Origin of the sequence: Methylocapsa sp. S129, from assembly GCF_009765995.1 — a bacterium.
Classification (GTDB): domain Bacteria; phylum Pseudomonadota; class Alphaproteobacteria; order Rhizobiales; family Beijerinckiaceae; genus Roseiarcus.
In genome coordinates, this window is the sequence record NZ_LMUI01000011.1 from 118,285 (window position 1) to 138,791 (window position 20,507).

Here is a 20,507-nt window from a genome sequence, read left to right on the forward strand (position 1 = left end):
GCCGGGAACCCAGACCACATAGACATTGCCCGTATAATCGATGCTTGAGAGAAGCGCCCGCGTCATCAACGTCGCCATCAGGTCTTCGTCGCCGCCGACTTCCGTCAGGGCGCCTTCGGTATGCGCGCCGACTGAGGTGGTCACGACAGGGATGCCCGCCGCCTTCGCTTTTGCGACCTCCGGGGCGAGTTGCTGGGCGTCGCCCAACTGAATGATGAGCCCATCGACGTGCGAGTTGATGAGGTTTTCTATGTTCTCATTGTGCTTGCGCGGGTCGGCCTCGCCGTTGGCGACGATCATCGTATCGCCAGCGGCCTCGATCACCTTCTGCGCGCCCGCGATAATGCCGCGGTTGTAATCATTGGTGATTTCACGCGACGCCATGCCGATGCGTTTGCCGGCGGCCCAGCTCGGAGCGGCCGTCGCCATCAAGGCGGTCGCCAACGAGGCGACAGTCAGCTTTGCATAAATGCTCTTTGTCATGGTCGACCCTCCCACGTGGCCGCCCGTCGCGGCCTTTGCTCAATTTTGTATGAGCAGATATTTATTGTCTGAATAATTGATCGATCATTCTAAACTGTCAAGGCTTATAAGCCGAATATTGACGAGCAAAATTTCAAATAAGATATAATTGCATAATCGTGGCGTTCGCACCCTGCCGCTAGAAAGGCTGCCCTCACTGGAGTGAGGCTTTGGAGCCGATGCGATTGAAACAGCGAGGAAGAGCGCGCGGTCGAGGAGGTCGTCGCGAAGCTGCGGCAGGTTGTGACGGGCTGACGCCGCGGGAAGCCTGGTCCGAAGCGGTTCTCTCGATGGGCTTGACGGACGTCGCGCACTATCGATGGCGGGCTAAAGGGCGACCAGTCGAAGCAGATGAAGACGTTTAAGGCCGACGCCTGATGACGAGACAGATCTGATAGCCGGCATCATCGCGCGCGCATGTTGAGCGCTCTCGGCGCGTTCACCCGCGAGCGCCCGGCGATCCAATATCGATCCGGACCCTAATTCCTCGTCAAAACCGCCGTGGAATAGCCCGTCCGGTCATGATATTTGGCGGACGCGGTTGTGCCGCTCGTCTTGATCAACGTCACTCTGTAGTGATCCGGGTCGCCAAACGAAACTTTTGTATCGGCGACCTTGTCGTAGACGATTTTGATGGGCGCGCCTCTGAAGGAGTAATCGACGACTTTATCGTTCGCGATCGTCACCGAGATCGCGGAGACATTGCCCAGCGACCCCGTCCAGGCGCCGTCCCACGACCCCTGTTCCGCCGCGCGAGGCGCCTGCGCGGAAATGAGAAGCGCCAGCGGCGCGGCGATCGACAGAAACCGGCGATTGTTCGTCACGGAAGATCTCCAGGAAATTCTCGCATGGCGGATTTTCTCTCTTGAGGCGCCGGTCGAGGTTGGATCAAGGATTAAGCATGAGTCTCGCAGTCGCGACAGCGCTCTGGCATTCCGTCGCTTTGCCCTCAGAGTCCAATGTTTCCGCGTGGTTCAGAGCCGCCGATATCGAAGCTTGCGCGGACTTTTTGGCGCGTTCAACCGACTGGGGCGTCGGCTGATGTTCGAGCTGGGCGTCAATGGATTGAGGGGCTGTCCCGAAACCGTCGGGCCTGCTGATTTCCTGCTGACGGAGAATTTGCTGGAGCTGGGCGATGTCTTGCGCGCAGGGCCCCGCATCCGCCGCGGCGATGGACAAAATAGAAGCGGCGGCGATGACGAGAATTGTCGCGATGGAGCCCTTCATCACATCCTCCCGATCTCGCTGGATCTGTCGCCATGAGACCAAAAGCAGCGCAGACTTCCCTGCGCCAGACACGCTTGAACACCCGACCCACGCAACGGAACCACACGGCATCGCTTTATCGACGCAAGCGCGACGGCGTGACAATTGAGGCGCGAATGCTTGGCCTCACAAGGCGCACCCTGCTTGGGTATGTCCTCCCTCGCGCCCTTATGTCGAAAAAGCGCTGGGAATGTGATCGGTCAAATAAAGACGCGGGTCAATTAAAGAATATTTCAGAAAAAGACCGTGCGCTGCGGCGTCGCCGCGTCAGCCCTTCTCGCGCATCACGCGCGATTTCTCGCGGCCCCAGTCGCGCAACTTATCCGTCTCGCGCTTGTCATGCAGCTTCTTGCCGCGCCCGAGCGCAATGGCGATCTTGGCGCGGCCCTTGTCGTTGAAATAGATGCGCAGCGGCACGATCGTCATGCCCTCGCGCTCGACGCCTTTGGCAAGCTTGACGATTTCCTTGGCGTGCAGCAGCAGTTTGCGCGGGCGGCGCGGCTCGTGATTGAAGCGATTGGCCTGCAGATATTCCGGGATATTGGCGTTGTAGAGAATCATCTCGCCATTGCGGTCGGCGGCCGCATAGCTTTCGGCGACCGTCGCCTTGCCCGTGCGCAAGGATTTGACCTCGGTGCCAGTCAGCATCAGGCCCGCCTCGAACACCTCGCCGATCTCATAGTCGAAACGCGCCCGCCTATTGTCGGACACGATCTTATAGTTCGGCTTTTCCTTGGCGGCGGCCACAAATCAATCCTTATTTCAGGCGTTCAACAGGCCGGCATGCACCAGAGCGCGGCGAATGAGCGCTTCGGCGCTCTCGGTGACGGGCACCAGCGGCAGCCGCATTTCATTGCGCGCGCGTCCCAGAACGCTCAGCGCATATTTCGCCCCCGCGACGCCGGGCTCGACAAAAATGGCCTGATGCAGCGGCGTCAGGCGATCCTGGATGCGCAGGGCGTGGCTGTAATCGCCCTTGAACACCGCCTCCATCAATTCGGCGCAAAGCGCGGGGGCGACATTGGCGACGACCGAAATACAGCCATGCGCGCCCGCCGCCATGCAGGCGAGCGCGGTGATGTCGTCGCCCGACAATTGAATGAAGCCCGGCCCCATCGCCTGCCGCTGCTGGGAGATGCGCCCGACATTGCCGGTCGCGTCCTTCACGCCGACGACGTTCTTCAGCTCGAACACCCGCTTCATCGTCTCGACCGACATGTCGATCACCGAGCGCGACGGGATATTGTAGATAATGATCGGAATATCGATGGACTCGTTGATCGCCTTGAAATGGCGATAGAGCCCCTCCTGCGTCGGTTTGTTGTAATAGGGCGTCACCACCAGCACCGCGTCGGCGCCGACCTTTTCAGCATGGCGCGCAAGCTCGACCGCCTCATGCGTATTGTTCGACCCCGCCCCCGCGATGACGGGCACGCGCCCGCGCGCCTCGTCGATGCAGATATCGACCGCGCGCCGATGCTCCTCATGCGAAAGCGTTGGGCCCTCGCCCGTCGTTCCCACCGGCACAAGGCCGTGCGAGCCCGCCGTGATCTGCCAGTCGATCAGCGCGCGAAAGGATTGCTCGTCGATCTTGCCGTCTTTGAAAGGCGTCACCAGAGCCGGCATCGACCCGTGAAACTTCGCCCTCTTTTCCATTTCGCCCATCCAAATCGGTCGATCGCGTGAATGAACGGAGCCGGCGAGGCCGTCCGTTCGCAAATAGGACATAAACCTTGTGCATCGCAGGGGAAAGGGGTGGGGCGGCCGGAACGCACGGCTCGGTGGTTAAGAATTGATAAGCAAAGCAGGCGCAGGATCGCATCATGGAGTTCAAGCCATGGTCGGCGGTCGCGTTTCTCTGTCCCTGATTGTCGCCGCGGCGCTGTGCTGGGCCGCCGCTTCGCAGGAGCGCGCCCGCAACGGGGCGCCGGCGAAGTCGCGCCCGATCTTGGCCAAGCTGGACTTCACGCCCGTTTCGCGGATCGGCGGAGAACAGGAACCGGCGCCGCGCATTGATCTTGCGCCGGCGCCCATCGCGGCGCCGGTTCTCCCAGACGCCGGTCTTTCGCCCATGCTCGCGGCCGCAGCGCTCTACCAGAAGGGCGATCTTGCCGGCGGCGATGCGCTCGCCAAAGCCCTCGACGATCCCCTGCAGCGCGCCGCCCTCGAATGGATCGCGCTGAAATCATCGCCGCGCGCCGATTACGCCCGGCTGACGACGTTCCAGACGGCCCATCCCGAATGGCCCGCCAGCACCTGGATCCGTTATCGGCAAGAAGCCGCGCTTTATAACGACCGCGCCCATCCCGAGTTGACGGTCGCCGTATTTGCGCAGGAGCCGCCGCGCACGCCCGTCGGAAAACTGGCCCTCGCCAGGATAGAATCGGCGGGCGGCCGTCTCAATCAGGCGACCGCGCTTGTTCGCAGCATCTGGCGGGACGATGATTTTGACGGCTGGACCGAAGGCGCGCTGCTGAGCGAATTTGGCGCGCTGCTGACGAGCGCCGACCACAAATATCGCGCCGAGCGCCTGCTTTACCAGGAGAAGATCGGAGCGGCCTTGCGCGTCGCGGCGCTGGCCGGCTCCGAAGAACTCGCCCTCGCCAAAATCTGGGCGGGCGCCATCGGCAAGCCGCTGACCGATGCCGCCTGGGACGCCTTGCCGGCGGCGATGAAAAGCCAACCCGGCCTGCTCTATGTCCGCATTCAAACGCTGCGCCGCACCGACCGCGTGCTGGAGGCCGCCGCGCTGATCCGCAGCGCGCCGCGCGGCGCCGCGATCGACGGCGACCGCTGGTGGGACGAGCGGCGCATGGTCGCGCGCCGGCTGCTCGACGGCGGACTGATCAAGGACGCCTATGCGCTTTGCGCCCAACATTCCGCCGTCTCGATCCCATCGCGGATTGACGCCGAATTCCACGCCGGCTGGATCGCGCTGCGCTTCCTTGGCGATGCGCAAGCCGGCGCCGATCATTTCGCCGCCGCGGCCGCGATCGCGCAGACGCCGCTGGCGATCGCCCGCACCGCCTATTGGCAGGGCCGCGCCGCCGAGCAGGCGCAGCGCGCCGATGAGGCGCGCAACTTTTATCAGCGCGCCGCCGCCTATCCGATCGCCTATTACGGGCAACTCGCCGCCGACAAGCTCCACATCCCGGCCTTGACCCTTCGCGCGCCCGCCAGCGTCGCCGTCGGCGAAGCGCGCAATGAAGCGACGCGCATCGTCGAACTTCTCTATGCCGCCAAACTGGACGGATTCGCGCGGTCGCTCGCCTTCGAGGCCGCGCGGTCCTATCGCGATGAAGCGCAATTGGCCGCGCTGGCGGCGATCGCCGCGGCCAGACTGGATGGGCCCGCCAGCGTCGAAATCGGCAAGCAGGCTACGGAGCGCGGCTTTGCGCTCGACGAAAGCGCGTTCCCGACCTTCGGCGTGCCGGGCTTTGCGCCGCTGACCAATTCGGCGGAGCTGGCGGCGGTCTATTCGGTCGCCAGGCAGGAGAGCGAATTCGCCGGGGGCGCCGCATCGGGAGCGGGCGCCAAGGGCCTGATGCAAATCCTGCCGTCGACCGCCCGCGACACCGCGCGGCGCATGGGCATTCCCTTCGATGCCGCGCGGCTCACCGCCGATCCCGCCTACAACACCCAATTGGGCGCGGCCTATCTTGGGCAATTGCTCAATGACGAGGGCGGTTCCTACGTCCTCGCCCTGGCGGCCTATAACGCCGGAGGCGGCCGGGTGCAGCAATGGATCGAAGCGCACGGCGATCCGCGCGCCGCCAATGTCGATCCGGTCGATTGGGTCGAGAGCATTCCCTTCGACGAAACGCGCGATTATGTGCAGCGGGTTTCCGAAAATCTGCAGGTCTATCGGGTGCGCCTGAGCGCTCTCGCCAAGGCGCCGGTCGAGCCGCAAACCGGCCGGGTGGCGCGGGCGGATTTTTAGGGCGAAGAGAATGGCGGGCGGCCCGCGACGAAGATGAGCGCGATGTCTACGCTGCGGCGCTCTGATCGGACGAGCCGCATCAGACCCAAATGGCGCATTGCGCCATGAACGGACATGGTGATTTGGCGCCGGACGAATTTTCCTCGCCGCGCAATCGTCACATCCGTACGGACATTCCGCCGTCAACGGTGAGAACATGTCCGTTGACGAAGGAAGCCGCATCGCTGGCGAGGAAAAGCGCGGCGCCCGCGATTTCCGCCGGCCGTCCCCAGCGTTGGAGCGGAACGCGCTGGCGGGCGAAGGAAAGCATGTCGGGATTTTCCGCCAACGCGGCATTGGTCTCAGTCGCGAACATTCCCGGGGCAATGGCGTTGCTCGTCACCCCATGCGCGCCATATTCGACAGCCATGCTGCGCATCAGGCCCGTCAGTCCCTGCTTGGCGACGGGATAGATAGCGTCGCCCGGAAGCGCCATCTCGCCGATGATCGAGGTCACCGCGATCAGGCGGCCATAGCCTTGAGCCTTCATGATTTCCGCCGCGTCTCGCGAGAGCGAGATCGCCGACAGGAGATCCGTCCGGATCAGATGAAGGATATCGTCGTCGCTGAACGCGGCGAGCGGCCTCCTGTCGCGGGCGCCGACATTATTGACGAGGATATCGAGCCGGCCGCAGGTCTTGTGGATATCGGCCATCGCGGCGCGGCCCGCCTCGACATCCGCTACGTCGAAGATCGCCGCCTGCGCGCTGCCGCCGCCCTTCGCGATGGCGGCGACGGCGCCGTCGAGCGTCCCGGCGGTGCGTCCGGCGACAACCACATGGGCTCCCGCTTCGGCCAAAGCGCGCGCGATCTCGAAGCCAAGCCCACGCCCGCCTCCCGTGATGAGCGCCACACGCTCCCGCAAGGAAAATCTGTCGAAAATAGTAGTCATATCAAGCGGCCCGCTACGCTCATAGGGATGGCAGTGCCGATCCCATGCGGCGATCGGCGGCTCATTCGCGGAATATCGTTCAATCGGAAGCAAATGGTGGGCCACGACCGGCGACGATACGCGCGATTATGTGCAGCGGGTTTCCGAAAATCTGCAGGTCTATCGGGTGCGCCTGAGGCTCTCGCCAAAGCGCCGGTCGAGCCGCAGACCGGACGGGTGGCGCGCGCGGACTTTTAGGACTTTCAATGTTGCTCGCGAATATTTTCATGGTCGCCGGAATGATTCCGGCGACCATTTCTCATTGAGAGCAGCCTATCGCCGCAAACGGCGCTCGATCAGTTGCAGACCCGATGGCCCCAACGATTGACCCAGCAATGACGGTCATGATGATAGCCGCCAACGCAGGCGCCCAGAGGTCCGACATGAGCGCCGAGCAGGCAGCCTGCCGACTCGATATCGGACGCCGCATAGACGCTCACGGGCGCCGGCGCCATCGCAGCCTGGGCGGTCGACGCCGCCAGGATCGTAGCGCCGGCGAGCGCGAGCGCCGCCAGAGAGCGGCCTATTCGATGAGGTAATGACATGAGTTTTTCCTTGTTTAGCGTCCAGCCGATCGTCATCCCCAACCTTCAAAGGGCGACTGTGGCGAGCGGTGAACGCGGAAGGAGCCACAAAGGTTGCAAGCAGAATAGCGGACCGGGGCCGACGACTTCCCGACTGGAGATGTCGATGTTGCGTATCGCGACGGGAACCCGTCTCCGGCTTTGGCGGCTGGCCGAGGCGCGCCGTGTTGTTTGGTCGCCAAGCGGGGGCTATCTCCCCCGGATCGATTGTGCGTCACACGCATGCCGTCGATGTCTGTCATCTCCGCTGCGAACGACGCTCCAAATGCGGCTCAAGATCCCTATTGACGCGCGGCCCTCTTTCATCTGGCCCCGGATTTCACCGCGCTCAACGCGTCAATTGACGCAAACGTGCAGCATCCGCGCCCCTGTGAATTGCCGCGCCGCCGTCGCACCGGCCAAATTTGCGTTTCATGAACTTCGTCGTAATTTGCCGACAATCGTGTTGCGTAGGAGCCGATCGCCGTGGGCATTTCGTTGATATGGCGGCGACGGGGCTGGTTTGCGAGTCTGGCCGCCGCTCTCATCGCGGCCCTGCCTTGCGCAAACAGTCGCGCATTGGCGTTCGATTTTTTCGGCCTCTGGGGTTCGGACGATACGCCGCCGGCGATCTCGCAGGACGCGCTGCCCTATGTCGTGACATTCAAGGTCGAGGGCGACGACAAGGGTTTGCTTCAATCGGCGCAGGACGCCTCCAGCCTTTATAAATTGCGCCACGACGCCCCGCTCGACGGCGACTCGCTGGCCCGCCGCGCGATGAAGGATTTTGCGCCGATCGTCGACGCCTTGTGGGGCGCGGGCTATTACGACGCCAGCGTCGCCATGTCGGTCGATCGTGCGTCGCTCAAGATCGGCGATCAGGATTTCGCCGCCTTTTCCCACGCGGCCGAATCCTATCGCAATCGGGCGGTCGTCCCGATCCAGGTCGCCATCGCGCCAGGCGCGCAATTCACACTGCGCTCGATCCGCGTCCTGAACGCCAAGCCCAACGAGCCTTTCACCGCCGACCAATTGCCCGGCAAGGTCATCGGCCTCAAGCCCGGCGATCCCGCCAGCGCTAACGAACTGCGCGCCGCGCAGGCGCGCATGATCGATTCTTTCCGGGCTCAGGCGCATCCCTTGGCCAAGGTCGACTCGATCACGCCGATCGTCGATCACAGCGCCCATACGATGGACGTGACGATCGTGCTTGATCCCGGCCCCAAGGCGGGCTTTGGCGAAGTCGACATTTCAGGGCCGCAGGGCTTCGATCCGAGCATCGTGCGCTCTTACATCTATATCGAGCCGGGCGACCCCTATTCGCCCAAAGTCCTGACCGACACGAAGACCAGCATCCGCGAGATTCCCGCCGTCGGCTCGGTGCGAATCACGGAAGCCGGCAAGCTCGACGCCAACGGCAATCTGCCCATCAAAGTCGAGGTCGAGGACCGCCAGCCCTACGCCATCGGGGCTTCGGCCAAATATTCGACCACCGAGGGCCCGACGTCGCAGGTCTATTGGGAGGACCGCAATGTCTTTGGCGGCGCCGAGCGCCTGCGCCTCGAAGGCGACCTGCTTTACGCCCCGCCCAACGATGGCCTGATCCAGACCTATGGCCAGTTCAAGTCTGTCGATATCGGCGGCAGGCTCTCGGCGAGTTTCATGAAGCCGGCCCTGGGCGGCTCGACCAACGATCTGCTGATCGACGGCCTCGCCCAGCGCGTCAGCACCAACAATGCGAGCTATATCGGCTATACGCTGAACGACGTCGATCTGACGGCCGCCATTCGCCATCGCTTCAGCGACACGCTGTCGCTTCAGGTCGGCGTCGAAGCGCAGCGCGGGTCGACGACCGACATCCTGGGCAAGATCGATTACACGCTGATCGGCGCGCCCATCTCGCTCCTCTATGATTCGACCGACAGCAAGCTCGACCCGACGCGCGGCGTACGGCTGAACGCCACCATCGCGCCCTATCCGATGTTTCTTGGCTCGACTGTCAATCTCGTCGAGATGAAGGCGAGCGGCTCGACGTACTATTCTCTCGATGAGGATTCCAACTACATCTTGGCCGGGCGCGTCGCGTTCGGTTCGCTGACGGGCGCCGCGCTCGACGATATTCCCGCCAATATGCGCTTCTACGCCGGCGGCGGCGGTTCGGTGCGCGGCTACGCCTATCAATCCGTCGGTCCGGCCGGTCCCGGCGATTCGATCATCGGCGGCCGCAGCCTGTTCGAGACTTCGGCCGAATTGCGCGTCAAGATAACCTCGACCATCGGCCTCGTGCCTTTTTTTGACGCCGGGAACGCCTTCGCTGGCAGCGCGCCCGATTTCAAACAACCGCTGCAAATGGCGGCGGGGCTGGGGTTTCGCTATTATACGTCGATCGGTCCGATCCGGCTCGACGTCGCCGCGCCGCTCAATCCGCGCCCCGGCGACAAGCCGGTCGCGGTCTATGTCAGCATCGGGCAGTCCTTCTGATGAGGAAAATTCTATCGGCGTCGCGGAAGTTGATTGGCGGGGCGACGCTACTGGCCACGGCTTGGCTCGCCGCCGCGCCGTCGCTCGGCGCCGACAGCGACAAGGGCGTGCTCGCCGATCTCATCTCCAAGGCTTTGTCCTCGCCGACGACGCAGGTTTCGATCGGCGCTGTCGACGGCGCGCTCTCTTCCGACGCCACGATCAGCGACATCGTCTTGTCCGACCGCAACGGCCCATGGCTGAAGCTCGACAAGGCGCGGCTCGTCTGGAATCGACTCGCCTTATTCAAGCGCCGGCTGGAAGTCGATCAATTGGAGATCGGCAAGCTTGAAATCCTGCGCAAACCCCTGCCCGCTCCCGTCGATCCGAATGCGCCGAAAATCGACTACGCGTCGATCCTGCCCGACTTGCCGCTCAAAGTGATCATCAAGCAATTTGGCGTCAGCAATTTGTCGCTGGGCGAACCGATCGTCGGAACCGCCGCTCAACTCGGAATAGCGGGCGCTGCGACGCTCGGGCCGCCCAGCGAAGGCCTCGACATGCATCTCGACGCGCATCGCCTCGACGCGGCGGGTTCATTCGCCGCCAAGCTCGGCTTCATCCCGGCGAGCAAGACCCTGACCCTTGCGTTGAAGTTCGACGAGCCGGCCGGCGGCTTGCTCGCCCGCCTCGCCAATATTCCCGGCCTGCCGCCGGTCAAGTTCAGCCTCGACGGCGCCGGGCCGCTCGATTCTTTCGCCGCCAATATGGTCTTCGACGCCGGTCCGACGATCGGCGCCAGCGGCCAGATCAACCTCAATCGCAACGGACCGGGCCGCCGACTGACGATCGACTTGAAATCGCAGATTGAAGGCCTGATGCCGCCCCTTGCCGGCGCCGTCTTCGCCGGCCAGACGGCGCTGAACGGCGATATTTTCCTCGGCGACGACAGTTCGGTCAAAATCGACAAATTCAACCTCGCCTCGAAGAACGCCGCGCTCGACTTCAACGGCGGCGTCAACGCCGATCAAAATCTCGACCTGTCGATTCATGCAGGCGCCATTCCAAACGCCGACAATCATGGCCCAACGGGCGTCGGCAAGCTCGACCTCCATGCGACCGTCAAAGGTCCGGCTGCCGGACCGCGGATCGACGCCCAGTTCGACGCCGCGCAATTGCGCAGCCCGCAGGGACAGCTCGGCGACGTCGCGGCGACCTTCGTCGCCAAGCCCAATGGCCTGTTGAGCGATGCCGCGACGAAAATCGCGCTAGCCGCTGACGTCAAGGCGGACGGCCTCGCCCTGGCCGACGCGGCTTTGAACAAGGCGCTCGGCCAGACGCTGACGCTGACCCTGCGCGCCAATGCGGCGCTCGACGGCGCGACGCAAATCGACGCCTTTCATCTCACGACGCAAAGCGTCAGCGCGGATTATACGGGCCTCGCCGGTCCGAAGGCTGTGCATGGCAAGCTCTCGCTGCAAGCGCCCGATCTCAGCCGCTTCGCCGAAATCGCCAATGTCGCCCTGAAGGGCGCGGCCGATATCGCCGCCGATCTCGATGGCGCGCCGGATAAAGGCGCGTTCACGGCCGCGCTTGACGCAAAGGTCAACGATTTCGCGACGGGCGTCGCGGCGGCCGACGGGTTCGCCGGCGGACGGCTCGGGCTGACCGGCGCCGCGCAGACTTTGCCGAACGGTGGCTTCGGCTTTCAAAATCTCGTCCTGACCGGCGCGCATGGCCAAATGCAAATTGACGGCGCCGCGACAGAGCAAAAGGCTTCCGTCAACGCCCAAATCGATGTGCCGGAGATCCATTTTCTCGACCCGCACGCAACGGGCAAAGCGCGCATCGTCGCCGCGCTGACCGGCGCGCTTCACCATCTCGACGGCGATGTGAAGCTGACGCTCGACGAGGGGCGTTTGATGGATCGGCCGACGCAAGGGCTCGCGCTCGAGGCGAAGGCGCGCGATATCACCGGATTGATCGACTCGGAGACGACTCTGGCCGGCGCCATCGACCAGAAGCCCCTCGACGCCGATTTCCATATCGCCAAACAAGCCGACGGAGGCTGGTTCGCCGATCGGCTGCGCCTCGATCTCGGCTCCGCCCATCTCAACGGCGGCGTCAAACTCGACGCCCGTTTCTTCGCCAATGGCGCGCTTGCCTTCAACACTGACAATCTCGACGATCTCTCGCCGCTCGCGCTGACCAAACTTGGCGGCGCGATCAAGAGCCAGATCGAACTCACAGCCGCCGATAACAAGCAAAACGCCGCGCTGACGGCCCATAGCGCCAGGCTCGACATCGGCGCCAACCACGTCGAAGGGCTCGACGCCAACCTGACGCTGAGCGACGTCCGAAGCCGGCCGATTGCCGACGGTATGATCAATGTCGCCAAAGCGCTGGCTGGCGGCCAGACCATCGCCGATATGCGCTTGAAGGCGAAAGGCGCGACGGATGGCAGCGATCTTGACCTCAGCGGACAATTCCGCGCGATCGCCCTGAAGAGCCAGGCCCGGCTCGTCGTCGATCCGCCGATGCGGCTGGAGCTCGCCAACCTGAGCGCGCAGGGCAATGGCCAAAGACTCGCGCTAGCTGGACCAGCGACCCTGACGCTGGCGGATGGCGGCATCGACGTCAAAGGCCTGGCCCTGACCTCCGGCGGCGGGCGATTGACGCTCGATGGGCGCGTCGGCGCAACGCTTGACGCCAAGCTCGCCGTCAAGGCGCTGCCCCTCGCCGTGGCCAATATCGCGGCGCCGGGCCTCGGCCTGACAGGCACGATGGACGCCGACGCGGCGCTGGCGGGAACGCCCGGCGAACCGGCCGGCGACTGGCGCCTCGCCCTCAATCGCCTGACGGCGCCGCAAAGCCGAGACGCCGGCCTCGCCGCGATCGATCTGCGCGGAACGGGCCGCCTTGGCGGTGGGCGGACGACGCTCGACGTCTCCATCAACGCCGGGCCGGCGGGCAATCTGCGCCTGACCGGCAGCGCGCCCTTGAGCAGCGCCGGCGATCTCGACATCAAGGCGCAAGGCAAGCTCGAAGCCGCGGCCGCCAACGGCATGCTGGCGGCTTCGGGACGGCGCGTGACGGGCGAAGCCATCATCGACGCGCAATTGCGCGGGCCGGCGTCCAAGCCCCAGGCGCAGGGCTCCGTCGTGATGACCAATGGCGGTTTCACCGACGCGGAAGCCGGCGTGAAGCTGGAGAAGATCGACGCCAAGATCAGCGGGCGCGGCGATCAGATCACCATCGACCGCATCAATGCGACGACGCCCAATGGCGGCGCGCTGAATGTGGCGGGCCAGGTGCGACTCGACGCCGGCGCCGGCTTTCCCGGAACGATCCGCATCACAGGACAGAAGGCGCAACTGATCTCCAACGAAATCGTCTCCGCCAGCGCCGATCTGGCGTTGGATTTGACCGGCGCGCTGGCGCAAGACCCGCATGTCAGCGGCCGCATCGGCATTACGTCGATGGACATCAGCGTGCCGGACCGATTGCCGGGCAATCTGCGGCCGATCGACGGGACGATCCATGTCAAGCCAGGCGCGACCGCCAAGGCGCGTCTCGCCATGGACGCCAAGGCGAAGAACGCGGCCAAGCGAGCGCCGCCGTTCAACGCCAAGCTGGCGCTGACCATCTCGGCCCCGAACCGCATCTTCGTGCGTGGGCGCGGCATCGACGCAGAACTCAGCGGCGATTTGAAAGTCGCCGGCACATCGGCCAATCCCCAGATATCCGGCGGCTTCGATCTGAGGCGCGGAACCTTGTCCTTGGTCGGCAAGCAGCTCGATTTCACGCAGGGAAGCGCCAAATTCCATGGCGACACGATGCCCGAGCTCAATTTCATCGCCCAGACTGTGGCGGGCGACGTCACCGCCAACATCGAGGTGACGGGACCGGCGAACCAGCCGGTCTTCGCCTTCACCTCGCAGCCGAGCTTGCCGCAGGACGAAATTCTTTCGCGCGTTCTGTTCGAGAAGCCCTCGGGCAGCCTCTCGCCCTTCCACGCGCTGGAGCTGGCCAACACCGCCTCGACGCTGTCCGGCGGCAGCGACAATTTCGAGAAAATGCGCAAGACTTTGGGCGTCGACAGTCTCGACGTCGGCACTGACGCCAACGGAAATCCGATGCTCGGCGCCAAGAAAGCGATCAGCGACCGCATCAGCATCGGCGTCAACACCGGCAGCAAGCCGGAGGACAATGGCGTTTCCGTCGATCTCGACATCACCCGCCACATTCGCCTGCAAAGCGGCGTCGACGCGACGGGCGGATCGAACGCCGGCATCGGCGCGCAATGGGAATATGGGAAGCCAGGCGAGGCGGCGCATTAAGGGCGTGAACGAATCCGCTCGCACGACAGCTTGCATCGAAAGCGCGGAGGAAGCTCGACCCCATCCCCCGATCGGGCGACGCGACCGATCGCCTTTTTCAGCTACCTGTCAGCAGAAGCGATTGTCCTGACGCAGTGAAGCGTTCGGCAAGCGGGGGTCTGCTGGATGAAGAAACGCGGTTTCGCCGTCGCCTTGGCGCTGTTGTGGATCGGACCGGCCCTGGCCGCCGACCTTCCCACCAGGAAGGGCATGCCGGATCCGCCGCCGCCTGCTCCCTATAACTGGACCGGTTTTTATATCGGCGTTAACGCCGGCTATGGCTGGGATGGCCAGAATGGGCGGCTTTCTGGCGATCCATCCCTGGCGAGGTTCTTTTCGGCTAATATATTTCCGACCTCCCTCAGCCTGAACAGCGGCGGCGGCCTTGTGGGCGGCCAGATCGGCTACAATTGGCAGGTGGAGCCGTCTTGGGTGCTGGGCCTCGAGACCGATCTTCAATGGGCCCAAATCAATGGCTCGGAAAGCCTGACCCCCGTGCCGACGCGGGTCGTTTTCGACCCGTTCGCGACTTCCATTTCGAAAACGCTGGATTGGTTCGGCACCGCCCGCCTTCGGGCCGGTTTCCTGCCGATGCCGAACGTCCTCGTCTATGGCACGGGCGGTCTTGCCTATGGCGCCGTAAAGGTGAGTTTCAGAACACAAGACACCCTATTTGCAAACCTGGCGGCTTGCCCGGGCGATTCTTGCGCGGTCGGCGGCAATTCCGCCACCAAGGTCGGCGGGACGCTGGGCGGGGGCGTCGAAGTCGCGCTCAACGCCAATTGGTCGATCAAAGGCGAATATCTCTACGCCAACCTTGGCAAGCTGAATGCAACCGCCGCTCAGGTCGCCGGCGGCGTCTCGTGCAACGCGAACCCAACCGCAAGCGGGTGCGGCTTTAAGGCGAGCAGCCGTTTCCAGGAGAACATTGCGCACGCGGGCGTCAATTACAAATTTTGAATCAAGGCGCAGCACGGAAACGGCCGCCGGCGTGGGCCGGCGGCCGTGGCGTCTAGCAGGATGCGTGCCGGTCAAGAGGCCGTCGCCGACGCGCGTTCGATGAGATCGCACGCCATGTTTGGGATCAGGACATCGCAATCGACTCCGAATTCAATAATGCCTGTTACGGTGAAGGTGAGAGGCTTCATCTCACAACGGCGAACGCGACGTCTCGCTTCAACCACGATTTGGATGCCGTTCGCCTCGGGTTGGCCTACACATTCGGTAGTCCGGTCTCGGCGAATTACTCATCGCCTTACAGCGCCGCGATTGCATCGCAGCAAAACGGGACTACCCACCAAGCGGCCCTCCAGCGGCGACCGATTCGGACGGGAATATGGCGCGATGTTAAGGCGCATCGGCGGGAGCGATCGGGTGACAATTGGTGCGGCCGGACGCCACGCAGTTGAGCATGTCGTTGGAAGAATTGAGCTTATTGAATAGCCAAATGCCGCCTATGACCAGCGCGATGATGAAGATCACCGCCGCGATGTTCGCGCCGTCCCGGTTCTCGTCTTCTGGCGGTTCATCCGGGCCCGTTATTTGCTCAGCCATTTTTCATCCGTTGACGCCCGGCGCGATCCAGCTTTCCCTTGTCCGCTGAAGCGCGCACACCGACCGTTGTTCGATAATTATTACAACGATTTCAATTTATTAACCAGATATTTGATAGTTCTCTCGCCATCAGCGAGCCTCGCGATATCGCCGCCGCGTTGATCGCTCACGAAGAGCTCCGCTGATCCCTTGGGCTCACCAGCGGCAGGAAAACCTCATCGACAATCTCTTTGATGGCTTCGTCCGACAAGGGCTTGAAGGTCATCAGGATCTCATGGCGCGCCAGGTCCGTCGGAAGCGATATGATCCGCGGGGTGAGGCGGGCGGCGGCGATCTCACCCCGATCGATCGCGCGTCTTAGGATAGGTTGCATGACGTCGGAGTCGACGATCTGCGCCCGCAGATGCGCCCTCATCTCCGCCAGGTTGGAATGCTTGTCCGCCAGGTCCTTCTGCATGTCGAAAAGCAGCCTGATCATGTCAGGCCGGGCGCGGTCGGACAGCCCGCGAAGCAGAAGGCGGAGTTCCTCGCGAACGCTGCCGAGATCGGGCACGACGATCGGGTTCTGCGCAAGATGCCGGCCCAGCGCCGCCGTTGCGAGTGCAGTGCGGCTCGGCCAACGCCGATGGAGCACAGGTCGACTGGTGTCCGCACGCTTGGCGACGCCCTCCAGCGTGAGTCCAGGATAGCCCTGCTCAACCAGTTCATCCCAGGCGGCGTCCAGGATCGCGTCCTCCAGCTGGGCGCCCCGCCGCCGTCGGATTTTGTCGTCCTTCATCGTGCCTCCACTTAAGATGCATGTCGCATCCTATTGACCATCCAGCCTCAACCAGATAAGATACATATCGCATCTTATCTGGTTGGAGAAGTCGTATGTTCGAGACGCAAGGCGCCAAATCCCGCTCGGTCCTGATCTCCGGAGCCAGCATTGCCGGACCGGCGCTAGCCTATTGGCTTGATCGCTATGGCTTCGATGTCACGGTGGTCGAGCGGGCGGCCGCCATTCGCAGCGGCGGCTACCCTATCGATGTGCGCGGCACGGCGATCGACGTCGTCGAACGCATGGGCGTGCTTTCGCAACTCCAGGCCGCCCATATCCACACGCGGAGGCTGACATTCGTCGATGCCGATGGAAATCCGATCGCCGCCATCGCCCCGGAGGACCTGTCCGGCGGCGCAGCCGGTCGTGACATCGAATTGCCGCGTGGCGAACTGACTTCGGTTTTGTACGATCTCACGCGCGACCGGGAGGTCCGCTACCGCTTCGACGACTCGATCGACGCTCTGGAGGACGATGGGGCTGGCGTGGACGTCCGCTTCAGAAGCGGAGCGGAACAGCGGTTCGATATCGCGATCGGCGCGGATGGCATGCACTCAAACACGCGCGCTCTGGCGTTCGGGCCGGAAGCGCCGTTCAACCGCTATCTTGGTTTTTGCTTCAACCTCTTCTCGCTGCCGAACGATCTTGGCCTGTCACACGAAGCCGTCGTCTATGCCGAACCGGGCCGTCTTGCAGGCGTCTATGCGGTGGGCGACAGTCGCACGCTTCACGCCTTCCTGAACTTCGCCACGGATGAACCGCCGTTTCATTCGAACACGGACCTCGACAAGCAACGCCAGCGGACGGCGGAGATTTTCGGCGGCGGCGGCTGGATAATTCGACGTTTGGTCGCGGCCATGCAGCGCGCGGATGACCTCTTCTTCGACACGGTCAGTCAGATTCACATGCCGCGCTGGTCGTCCGGCCGTGTGGCGCTGGTCGGCGACGCCGCTCACGCGCCCTCGTTCTTGTCGGGACAGGGCTCCAGCCTCGCCCTGGTCGGCGCCTATGTGCTTGCCGGAGAGCTGGCGGCCCATGCCGATCCCGTCGACGCCTTTGCTTCCTATGAACGAATAGCGCGGCCGTTCATGGAAGCGAACCAGGCGCTGGCCTCCAGGGAGGGCGGCAGCCTTCTCATGCCGCGCACGCCGGAGGAACTCGACGCCCGCAACGCCACGCTCGCCGCTATGCAGGCGTCGGGAGAGGCGCCGTCGCACAGCGAAGGCTCCGGGCAGGCGCACAATTCGCTGAGGCTACCCGACTATGTCAGTTGGCTCCACGAGGAACGGCGGAAGTGAGGCGCGGCCGAAAGCGCGGCGTCACCTCCCTCAGAACGCCCCCCCTGCTGTCGCGTCGGGCCGAAAGTTCGATGATATCAATCAATCGAACGCGAGTCGCTACGATTCTGGTTTTCGCCATTGCGCTTTGTACCAAGGAGTGGTACATAGACACATGAACGGAGCCGCCGCGTGATTGTGCGCTTTCGGGACGAGTGGCTGCGCGCGTTCTTCGTCGAAGACGCGCGGTCGCGGCACATTCCGTCCGACATCGAAGGCCGGCTCTTCCGCAGGCTCCAGATGATCGACGATGCGACAACCGATCAGGACTTGCGGGCGCCGCCCAGCAATCACTTCGAAAAGCTGCGCGGCAATCTGGTTGGGTTCCACTCGATCCGCGTCAACAGCCAATGGCGGCTGGTTTTCCGTTGGGACGGCAGCCGGGGCGACGCGGAAGGCGTCTATCTCGACAACCACAGCTACAGATGAGGCGAACCATGGTGACGACGAAGCGCAAGCCGGCCACGGTCGGCGAAATCCTGGTGGAAGAGTTCATGCAACCGATGGGACTAACCCAAGCCGCGCTGGCCGAGGCAATGGGCGTTCAGCGCAAGCATGTCAACGAGCTGTGCAACAACCGCCGGACCGTGACTGCTGCGACCGCGCTCATCCTCGCGCGTGTCTTCGGCAACAGTCCGGACTTCTGGCTGAATGTGCAGCGGCGCAGCGACCTGTGGGAGGCGATGAATAGTCCCCGCGAGCGCGAGCGGATCGAACGCGCGACCCCGCTCGGCACGGCGGCCTGACCCTGGGCGTTGCTCATGGCGTTCGCAGTTCTGTTCTGAAATGGCGGAAGGGGTGAGATTCGAACTCACGGTGGGCTTGCACCCACGGCGGTTTTCAAGACCGCTGCCTTAAACCACTCGGCCACCCTTCCCCGCGGCGAACGCGAAGCATTCGTCCGTTGGAGCGCGCGTTCCATAGCCCATCCCGACGCCGCTCGGCAATGAGCTTTGGGCGCGCGCTACACCAGCCGCGATTGCGCCTTCGCCGCGGCGATGAAGCTCGCAAACAAAGGATGCGGTTCGAACGGGCGCGATTTCAATTCGGGATGATATTGCACGCCGATAAACCAGGGGTGATCGACGAATTCGACGGTCTCGGGCAACAACCCGTCGGGCGACATACCGGCGAACAGCAGGCCTTTGGCCTCCAGGCGCTCGCGATAGGCGGTGTTGACCTCGTAGCGATGGCGATGGCGTTCGGAGATTTCGGTCTTGCCGTAGATCGCGGCGATCTTCGAGCCCTCCAGCAGATCGGCGCGATAGGCGCCAAGCCGCATCGTGCCGCCCAGATCGCCCTCGGCGCGCCGCTGCTCGAGTTCATTGCCGCGCAGCCATTCCGTCATCAGGCCGACGACGGGCTCCGCTGTCGGACCAAATTCGCTGGAATTTGCTTGGCTTACGCCGGCCAGTGAACGCGTCGCTTCAATCACCGCCATCTGCATGCCAAAGCAAATGCCGAGATAGGGCACCTTGCGCTCCCGGGCGAATTTGGCGGCGAGGATCTTGCCCTCGGCGCCGCGCGGCCCGAAGCCGCCGGGCACCAGAATGCCGTGGACGCCCTCAAGATGGGGGGCGGGGTCGGCGCCCTCGAAAATCTCGCTCTCGATCCAGTCGAGCTTGACCTTGACGCGATTGGCGATGCCGCCATGGGTCAGCGCCTCGATCAGCGACTTATAGGCGTCCTTGAGGCCGGTATATTTGCCGACAATGGCGATCGTCACCTCGCCCTCGGGATTATGGAACGCCTTGGTCACGCCCGCCCAGCGGCTCATATTGGGCTTGGGCGCCGGTTCGATGCCGAAGGCGGATAGCACCTCGCGGTCGAGACCCGCATCATGATAGGCGCGCGGCACATCGTAGATCGATCCGACGTCGCGCGCCTCGATCACGGCGCTCTCGCGCACATTGCAGAACAGGCCGAGCTTGCGGCGCTCCTCCCTGGGGATTTCGCGATCGGTGCGGCACAGCAGAATATCGGGCTGGATGCCGATCGAGCGCAGCTCTTTGACCGAATGCTGCGTCGGTTTTGTCTTTAGTTCTCCCGCGCTTGGGATGAACGGTAAAAGAGTCAGATGAATATAGACGCAATGGCCTTTGGGCAGATCGTTGCCGAGCTGCCGGATCGCCTCGAAGAACGGCAGGCCCTCGATATCGCCGACCGTGCCGCCAATCTCGACCAGCACGAAATCGACGCCGTCATTGCCTTCAAGCACGAATTCCTTGATGGCGTTGGTGACATGGGGGATCACCTGGACCGTCGCGCCGAGGAAGTCGCCGCGCCGCTCCTTGGCGATGATTTCCTGATAGATGCGCCCGGTGGTGATATTGTCGCGCTTGTTGGCCGAGCGGCCGGTGAAGCGCTCGTAATGGCCAAGGTCGAGATCGGTCTCGGCGCCGTCGTCGGTGACAAAGACCTCGCCGTGCTGGGTCGGGCTCATGGTCCCGGGATCGACATTGAGGTAGGGGTCAAGCTTGCGCAGGCGCACGGTATAGCCGCGCGCCTGCAGCAGGGCGCCGAGCGCCGCCGAAGCCAAACCTTTGCCAAGCGAGGAAACCACGCCGCCGGTGATGAAAATATAGCGAGCCATGGGAGCCGAGGTCTAACGCCTCAAACTCGATTCGGCGAGAAAAGAATCGCGAACGGCCGAATTAACTGTGAAACGCGCGAAGGGCGCTTCGCCGGCGCCCGCT

At 63.5% G+C, this 20,507-nt stretch carries 17 protein-coding genes and 1 tRNA gene; 7 read left to right on the top strand and 11 right to left on the bottom strand.

Features of this window, described 5'->3' with window-relative positions:
- From GSQ90_RS03030 to dapA, 5 genes are all read right to left on the bottom strand, one after another.
- On the bottom strand, nt 1-483 hold a 483-nt coding region (locus GSQ90_RS03030; RefSeq protein ID WP_158813171.1), incomplete at its 3' end, for a substrate-binding domain-containing protein.
- 518 nt (nt 484-1,001) lie between these two features.
- Complete coding sequence (locus GSQ90_RS03035) at nt 1,002-1,346, bottom strand: hypothetical protein (RefSeq protein ID WP_158813173.1); 345 nt, start codon at nt 1,344-1,346, stop codon at nt 1,002-1,004.
- A gap of 64 nt (nt 1,347-1,410) precedes the next feature.
- Complete coding sequence (locus tag GSQ90_RS03040) at nt 1,411-1,749, bottom strand: hypothetical protein (RefSeq protein WP_158813176.1); 339 nt, start codon at nt 1,747-1,749, stop codon at nt 1,411-1,413.
- A gap of 306 nt (nt 1,750-2,055) precedes the next feature.
- The gene (smpB, locus tag GSQ90_RS03045; protein ID WP_158813179.1) at nt 2,056-2,535 is read right to left on the bottom strand and encodes an SsrA-binding protein SmpB; all 480 of its coding nucleotides are present in this window, start codon (nt 2,533-2,535) and stop codon (nt 2,056-2,058) included.
- A gap of 15 nt (nt 2,536-2,550) precedes the next feature.
- Complete coding sequence (dapA, locus tag GSQ90_RS03050) at nt 2,551-3,444, bottom strand: 4-hydroxy-tetrahydrodipicolinate synthase (protein WP_158813181.1); 894 nt, start codon at nt 3,442-3,444, stop codon at nt 2,551-2,553.
- Nucleotides 3,445-3,625: 181 nt separating this feature from the next.
- Here dapA and GSQ90_RS03055 point away from each other — a divergent pair, with 181 nt between their 5' ends.
- Nucleotides 3,626-5,728, top strand: a complete 2,103-nt coding sequence (locus tag GSQ90_RS03055; RefSeq protein WP_158813183.1) for a lytic transglycosylase domain-containing protein — start codon at nt 3,626-3,628, stop codon at nt 5,726-5,728.
- A 157-nt stretch (nt 5,729-5,885) separates the two neighbouring features.
- Here the strand turns inward: GSQ90_RS03055 and GSQ90_RS03060 are convergent, their stop codons facing one another.
- Nucleotides 5,886-6,659 carry an SDR family oxidoreductase gene (locus GSQ90_RS03060; protein ID WP_158813185.1) on the bottom strand — a complete coding sequence of 258 codons (774 nt, stop codon included), beginning with the start codon at nt 6,657-6,659 and terminating at the stop codon, nt 5,886-5,888.
- A 335-nt stretch (nt 6,660-6,994) separates the two neighbouring features.
- Nucleotides 6,995-7,243: a hypothetical protein gene (locus tag GSQ90_RS03065; RefSeq protein ID WP_158813187.1), complete on the bottom strand. Its 249-nt coding sequence runs from the start codon at nt 7,241-7,243 to the stop codon at nt 6,995-6,997.
- 504 nt (nt 7,244-7,747) lie between these two features.
- Between GSQ90_RS03065 and GSQ90_RS03070 the strand changes: the two genes are divergently transcribed.
- From GSQ90_RS03070 to GSQ90_RS03080, 3 genes are all read left to right on the top strand, one after another.
- Nucleotides 7,748-9,742 carry an autotransporter assembly complex family protein gene (locus tag GSQ90_RS03070; RefSeq protein WP_246731390.1) on the top strand — a complete coding sequence of 665 codons (1,995 nt, stop codon included), beginning with the start codon at nt 7,748-7,750 and terminating at the stop codon, nt 9,740-9,742.
- Nucleotides 9,742-14,061: a translocation/assembly module TamB domain-containing protein gene (locus GSQ90_RS03075; RefSeq protein ID WP_158813189.1), complete on the top strand. Its 4,320-nt coding sequence runs from the start codon at nt 9,742-9,744 to the stop codon at nt 14,059-14,061. The genes GSQ90_RS03070 and GSQ90_RS03075 overlap by 1 nt, the downstream gene beginning before the upstream one ends.
- Before the next feature lie 165 nt (nt 14,062-14,226).
- The gene (locus GSQ90_RS03080) at nt 14,227-15,060 is read left to right on the top strand and encodes an outer membrane protein (RefSeq protein ID WP_158813191.1); all 834 of its coding nucleotides are present in this window, start codon (nt 14,227-14,229) and stop codon (nt 15,058-15,060) included.
- 387 nt (nt 15,061-15,447) lie between these two features.
- Here the strand turns inward: GSQ90_RS03080 and GSQ90_RS03085 are convergent, their stop codons facing one another.
- Complete coding sequence (locus GSQ90_RS03085) at nt 15,448-15,654, bottom strand: hypothetical protein (protein ID WP_158813193.1); 207 nt, start codon at nt 15,652-15,654, stop codon at nt 15,448-15,450.
- A gap of 166 nt (nt 15,655-15,820) precedes the next feature.
- Nucleotides 15,821-16,432: a TetR/AcrR family transcriptional regulator gene (locus GSQ90_RS03090; RefSeq protein ID WP_158813195.1), complete on the bottom strand. Its 612-nt coding sequence runs from the start codon at nt 16,430-16,432 to the stop codon at nt 15,821-15,823.
- A 95-nt stretch (nt 16,433-16,527) separates the two neighbouring features.
- On the opposite strand from GSQ90_RS03090, the gene GSQ90_RS03095 reads away from it, so the two are divergent.
- From GSQ90_RS03095 to GSQ90_RS03105, 3 genes are all read left to right on the top strand, one after another.
- Complete coding sequence (locus GSQ90_RS03095) at nt 16,528-17,772, top strand: FAD-dependent monooxygenase (RefSeq protein ID WP_158813197.1); 1,245 nt, start codon at nt 16,528-16,530, stop codon at nt 17,770-17,772.
- Between the two features lie 171 nt (nt 17,773-17,943).
- Nucleotides 17,944-18,240: a type II toxin-antitoxin system RelE/ParE family toxin gene (locus GSQ90_RS03100; protein WP_158813199.1), complete on the top strand. Its 297-nt coding sequence runs from the start codon at nt 17,944-17,946 to the stop codon at nt 18,238-18,240.
- Nucleotides 18,241-18,248: 8 nt separating this feature from the next.
- Complete coding sequence (locus tag GSQ90_RS03105; protein ID WP_158813201.1) at nt 18,249-18,557, top strand: HigA family addiction module antitoxin; 309 nt, start codon at nt 18,249-18,251, stop codon at nt 18,555-18,557.
- A 41-nt stretch (nt 18,558-18,598) separates the two neighbouring features.
- Here the strand turns inward: GSQ90_RS03105 and GSQ90_RS03110 are convergent.
- Nucleotides 18,599-18,688: transfer RNA gene (locus tag GSQ90_RS03110), tRNA-Ser, on the bottom strand.
- 87 nt (nt 18,689-18,775) lie between these two features.
- Nucleotides 18,776-20,404, bottom strand: coding sequence for a CTP synthase (locus GSQ90_RS03115; RefSeq protein ID WP_158813203.1), 1,629 nt, complete (start codon nt 20,402-20,404; stop codon nt 18,776-18,778).
- Nucleotides 20,405-20,507: the final 103 nt, after the last annotated feature.

Bases quoted from the DNA above. Each gene is read 5' to 3' on its own strand.
- GSQ90_RS03040 (WP_158813176.1), bottom strand. From the start codon at position 1,749: ATGAAGGGCTCCATCGCGACAATTCTCGTCATCGCCGCCGCTTCTATT.
- dapA (WP_158813181.1), bottom strand. From the start codon at position 3,444: ATGGAAAAGAGGGCGAAGTTTCACGGGTCGATGCCGGCTCTGGTGACG.
- GSQ90_RS03055 (WP_158813183.1), top strand. From the start codon at position 3,626: ATGGTCGGCGGTCGCGTTTCTCTGTCCCTGATTGTCGCCGCGGCGCTG.
- GSQ90_RS03060 (WP_158813185.1), bottom strand. From the start codon at position 6,659: ATGACTACTATTTTCGACAGATTTTCCTTGCGGGAGCGTGTGGCGCTC.
- GSQ90_RS03065 (WP_158813187.1), bottom strand. From the start codon at position 7,243: ATGTCATTACCTCATCGAATAGGCCGCTCTCTGGCGGCGCTCGCGCTC.
- GSQ90_RS03075 (WP_158813189.1), top strand. From the start codon at position 9,742: ATGAGGAAAATTCTATCGGCGTCGCGGAAGTTGATTGGCGGGGCGACG.
- GSQ90_RS03080 (WP_158813191.1), top strand. From the start codon at position 14,227: ATGAAGAAACGCGGTTTCGCCGTCGCCTTGGCGCTGTTGTGGATCGGA.
- GSQ90_RS03085 (WP_158813193.1), bottom strand. From the start codon at position 15,654: ATGGCTGAGCAAATAACGGGCCCGGATGAACCGCCAGAAGACGAGAAC.
- GSQ90_RS03090 (WP_158813195.1), bottom strand. From the start codon at position 16,432: ATGAAGGACGACAAAATCCGACGGCGGCGGGGCGCCCAGCTGGAGGAC.
- GSQ90_RS03095 (WP_158813197.1), top strand. From the start codon at position 16,528: ATGTTCGAGACGCAAGGCGCCAAATCCCGCTCGGTCCTGATCTCCGGA.
- GSQ90_RS03105 (WP_158813201.1), top strand. From the start codon at position 18,249: ATGGTGACGACGAAGCGCAAGCCGGCCACGGTCGGCGAAATCCTGGTG.
- GSQ90_RS03115 (WP_158813203.1), bottom strand. From the start codon at position 20,404: ATGGCTCGCTATATTTTCATCACCGGCGGCGTGGTTTCCTCGCTTGGC.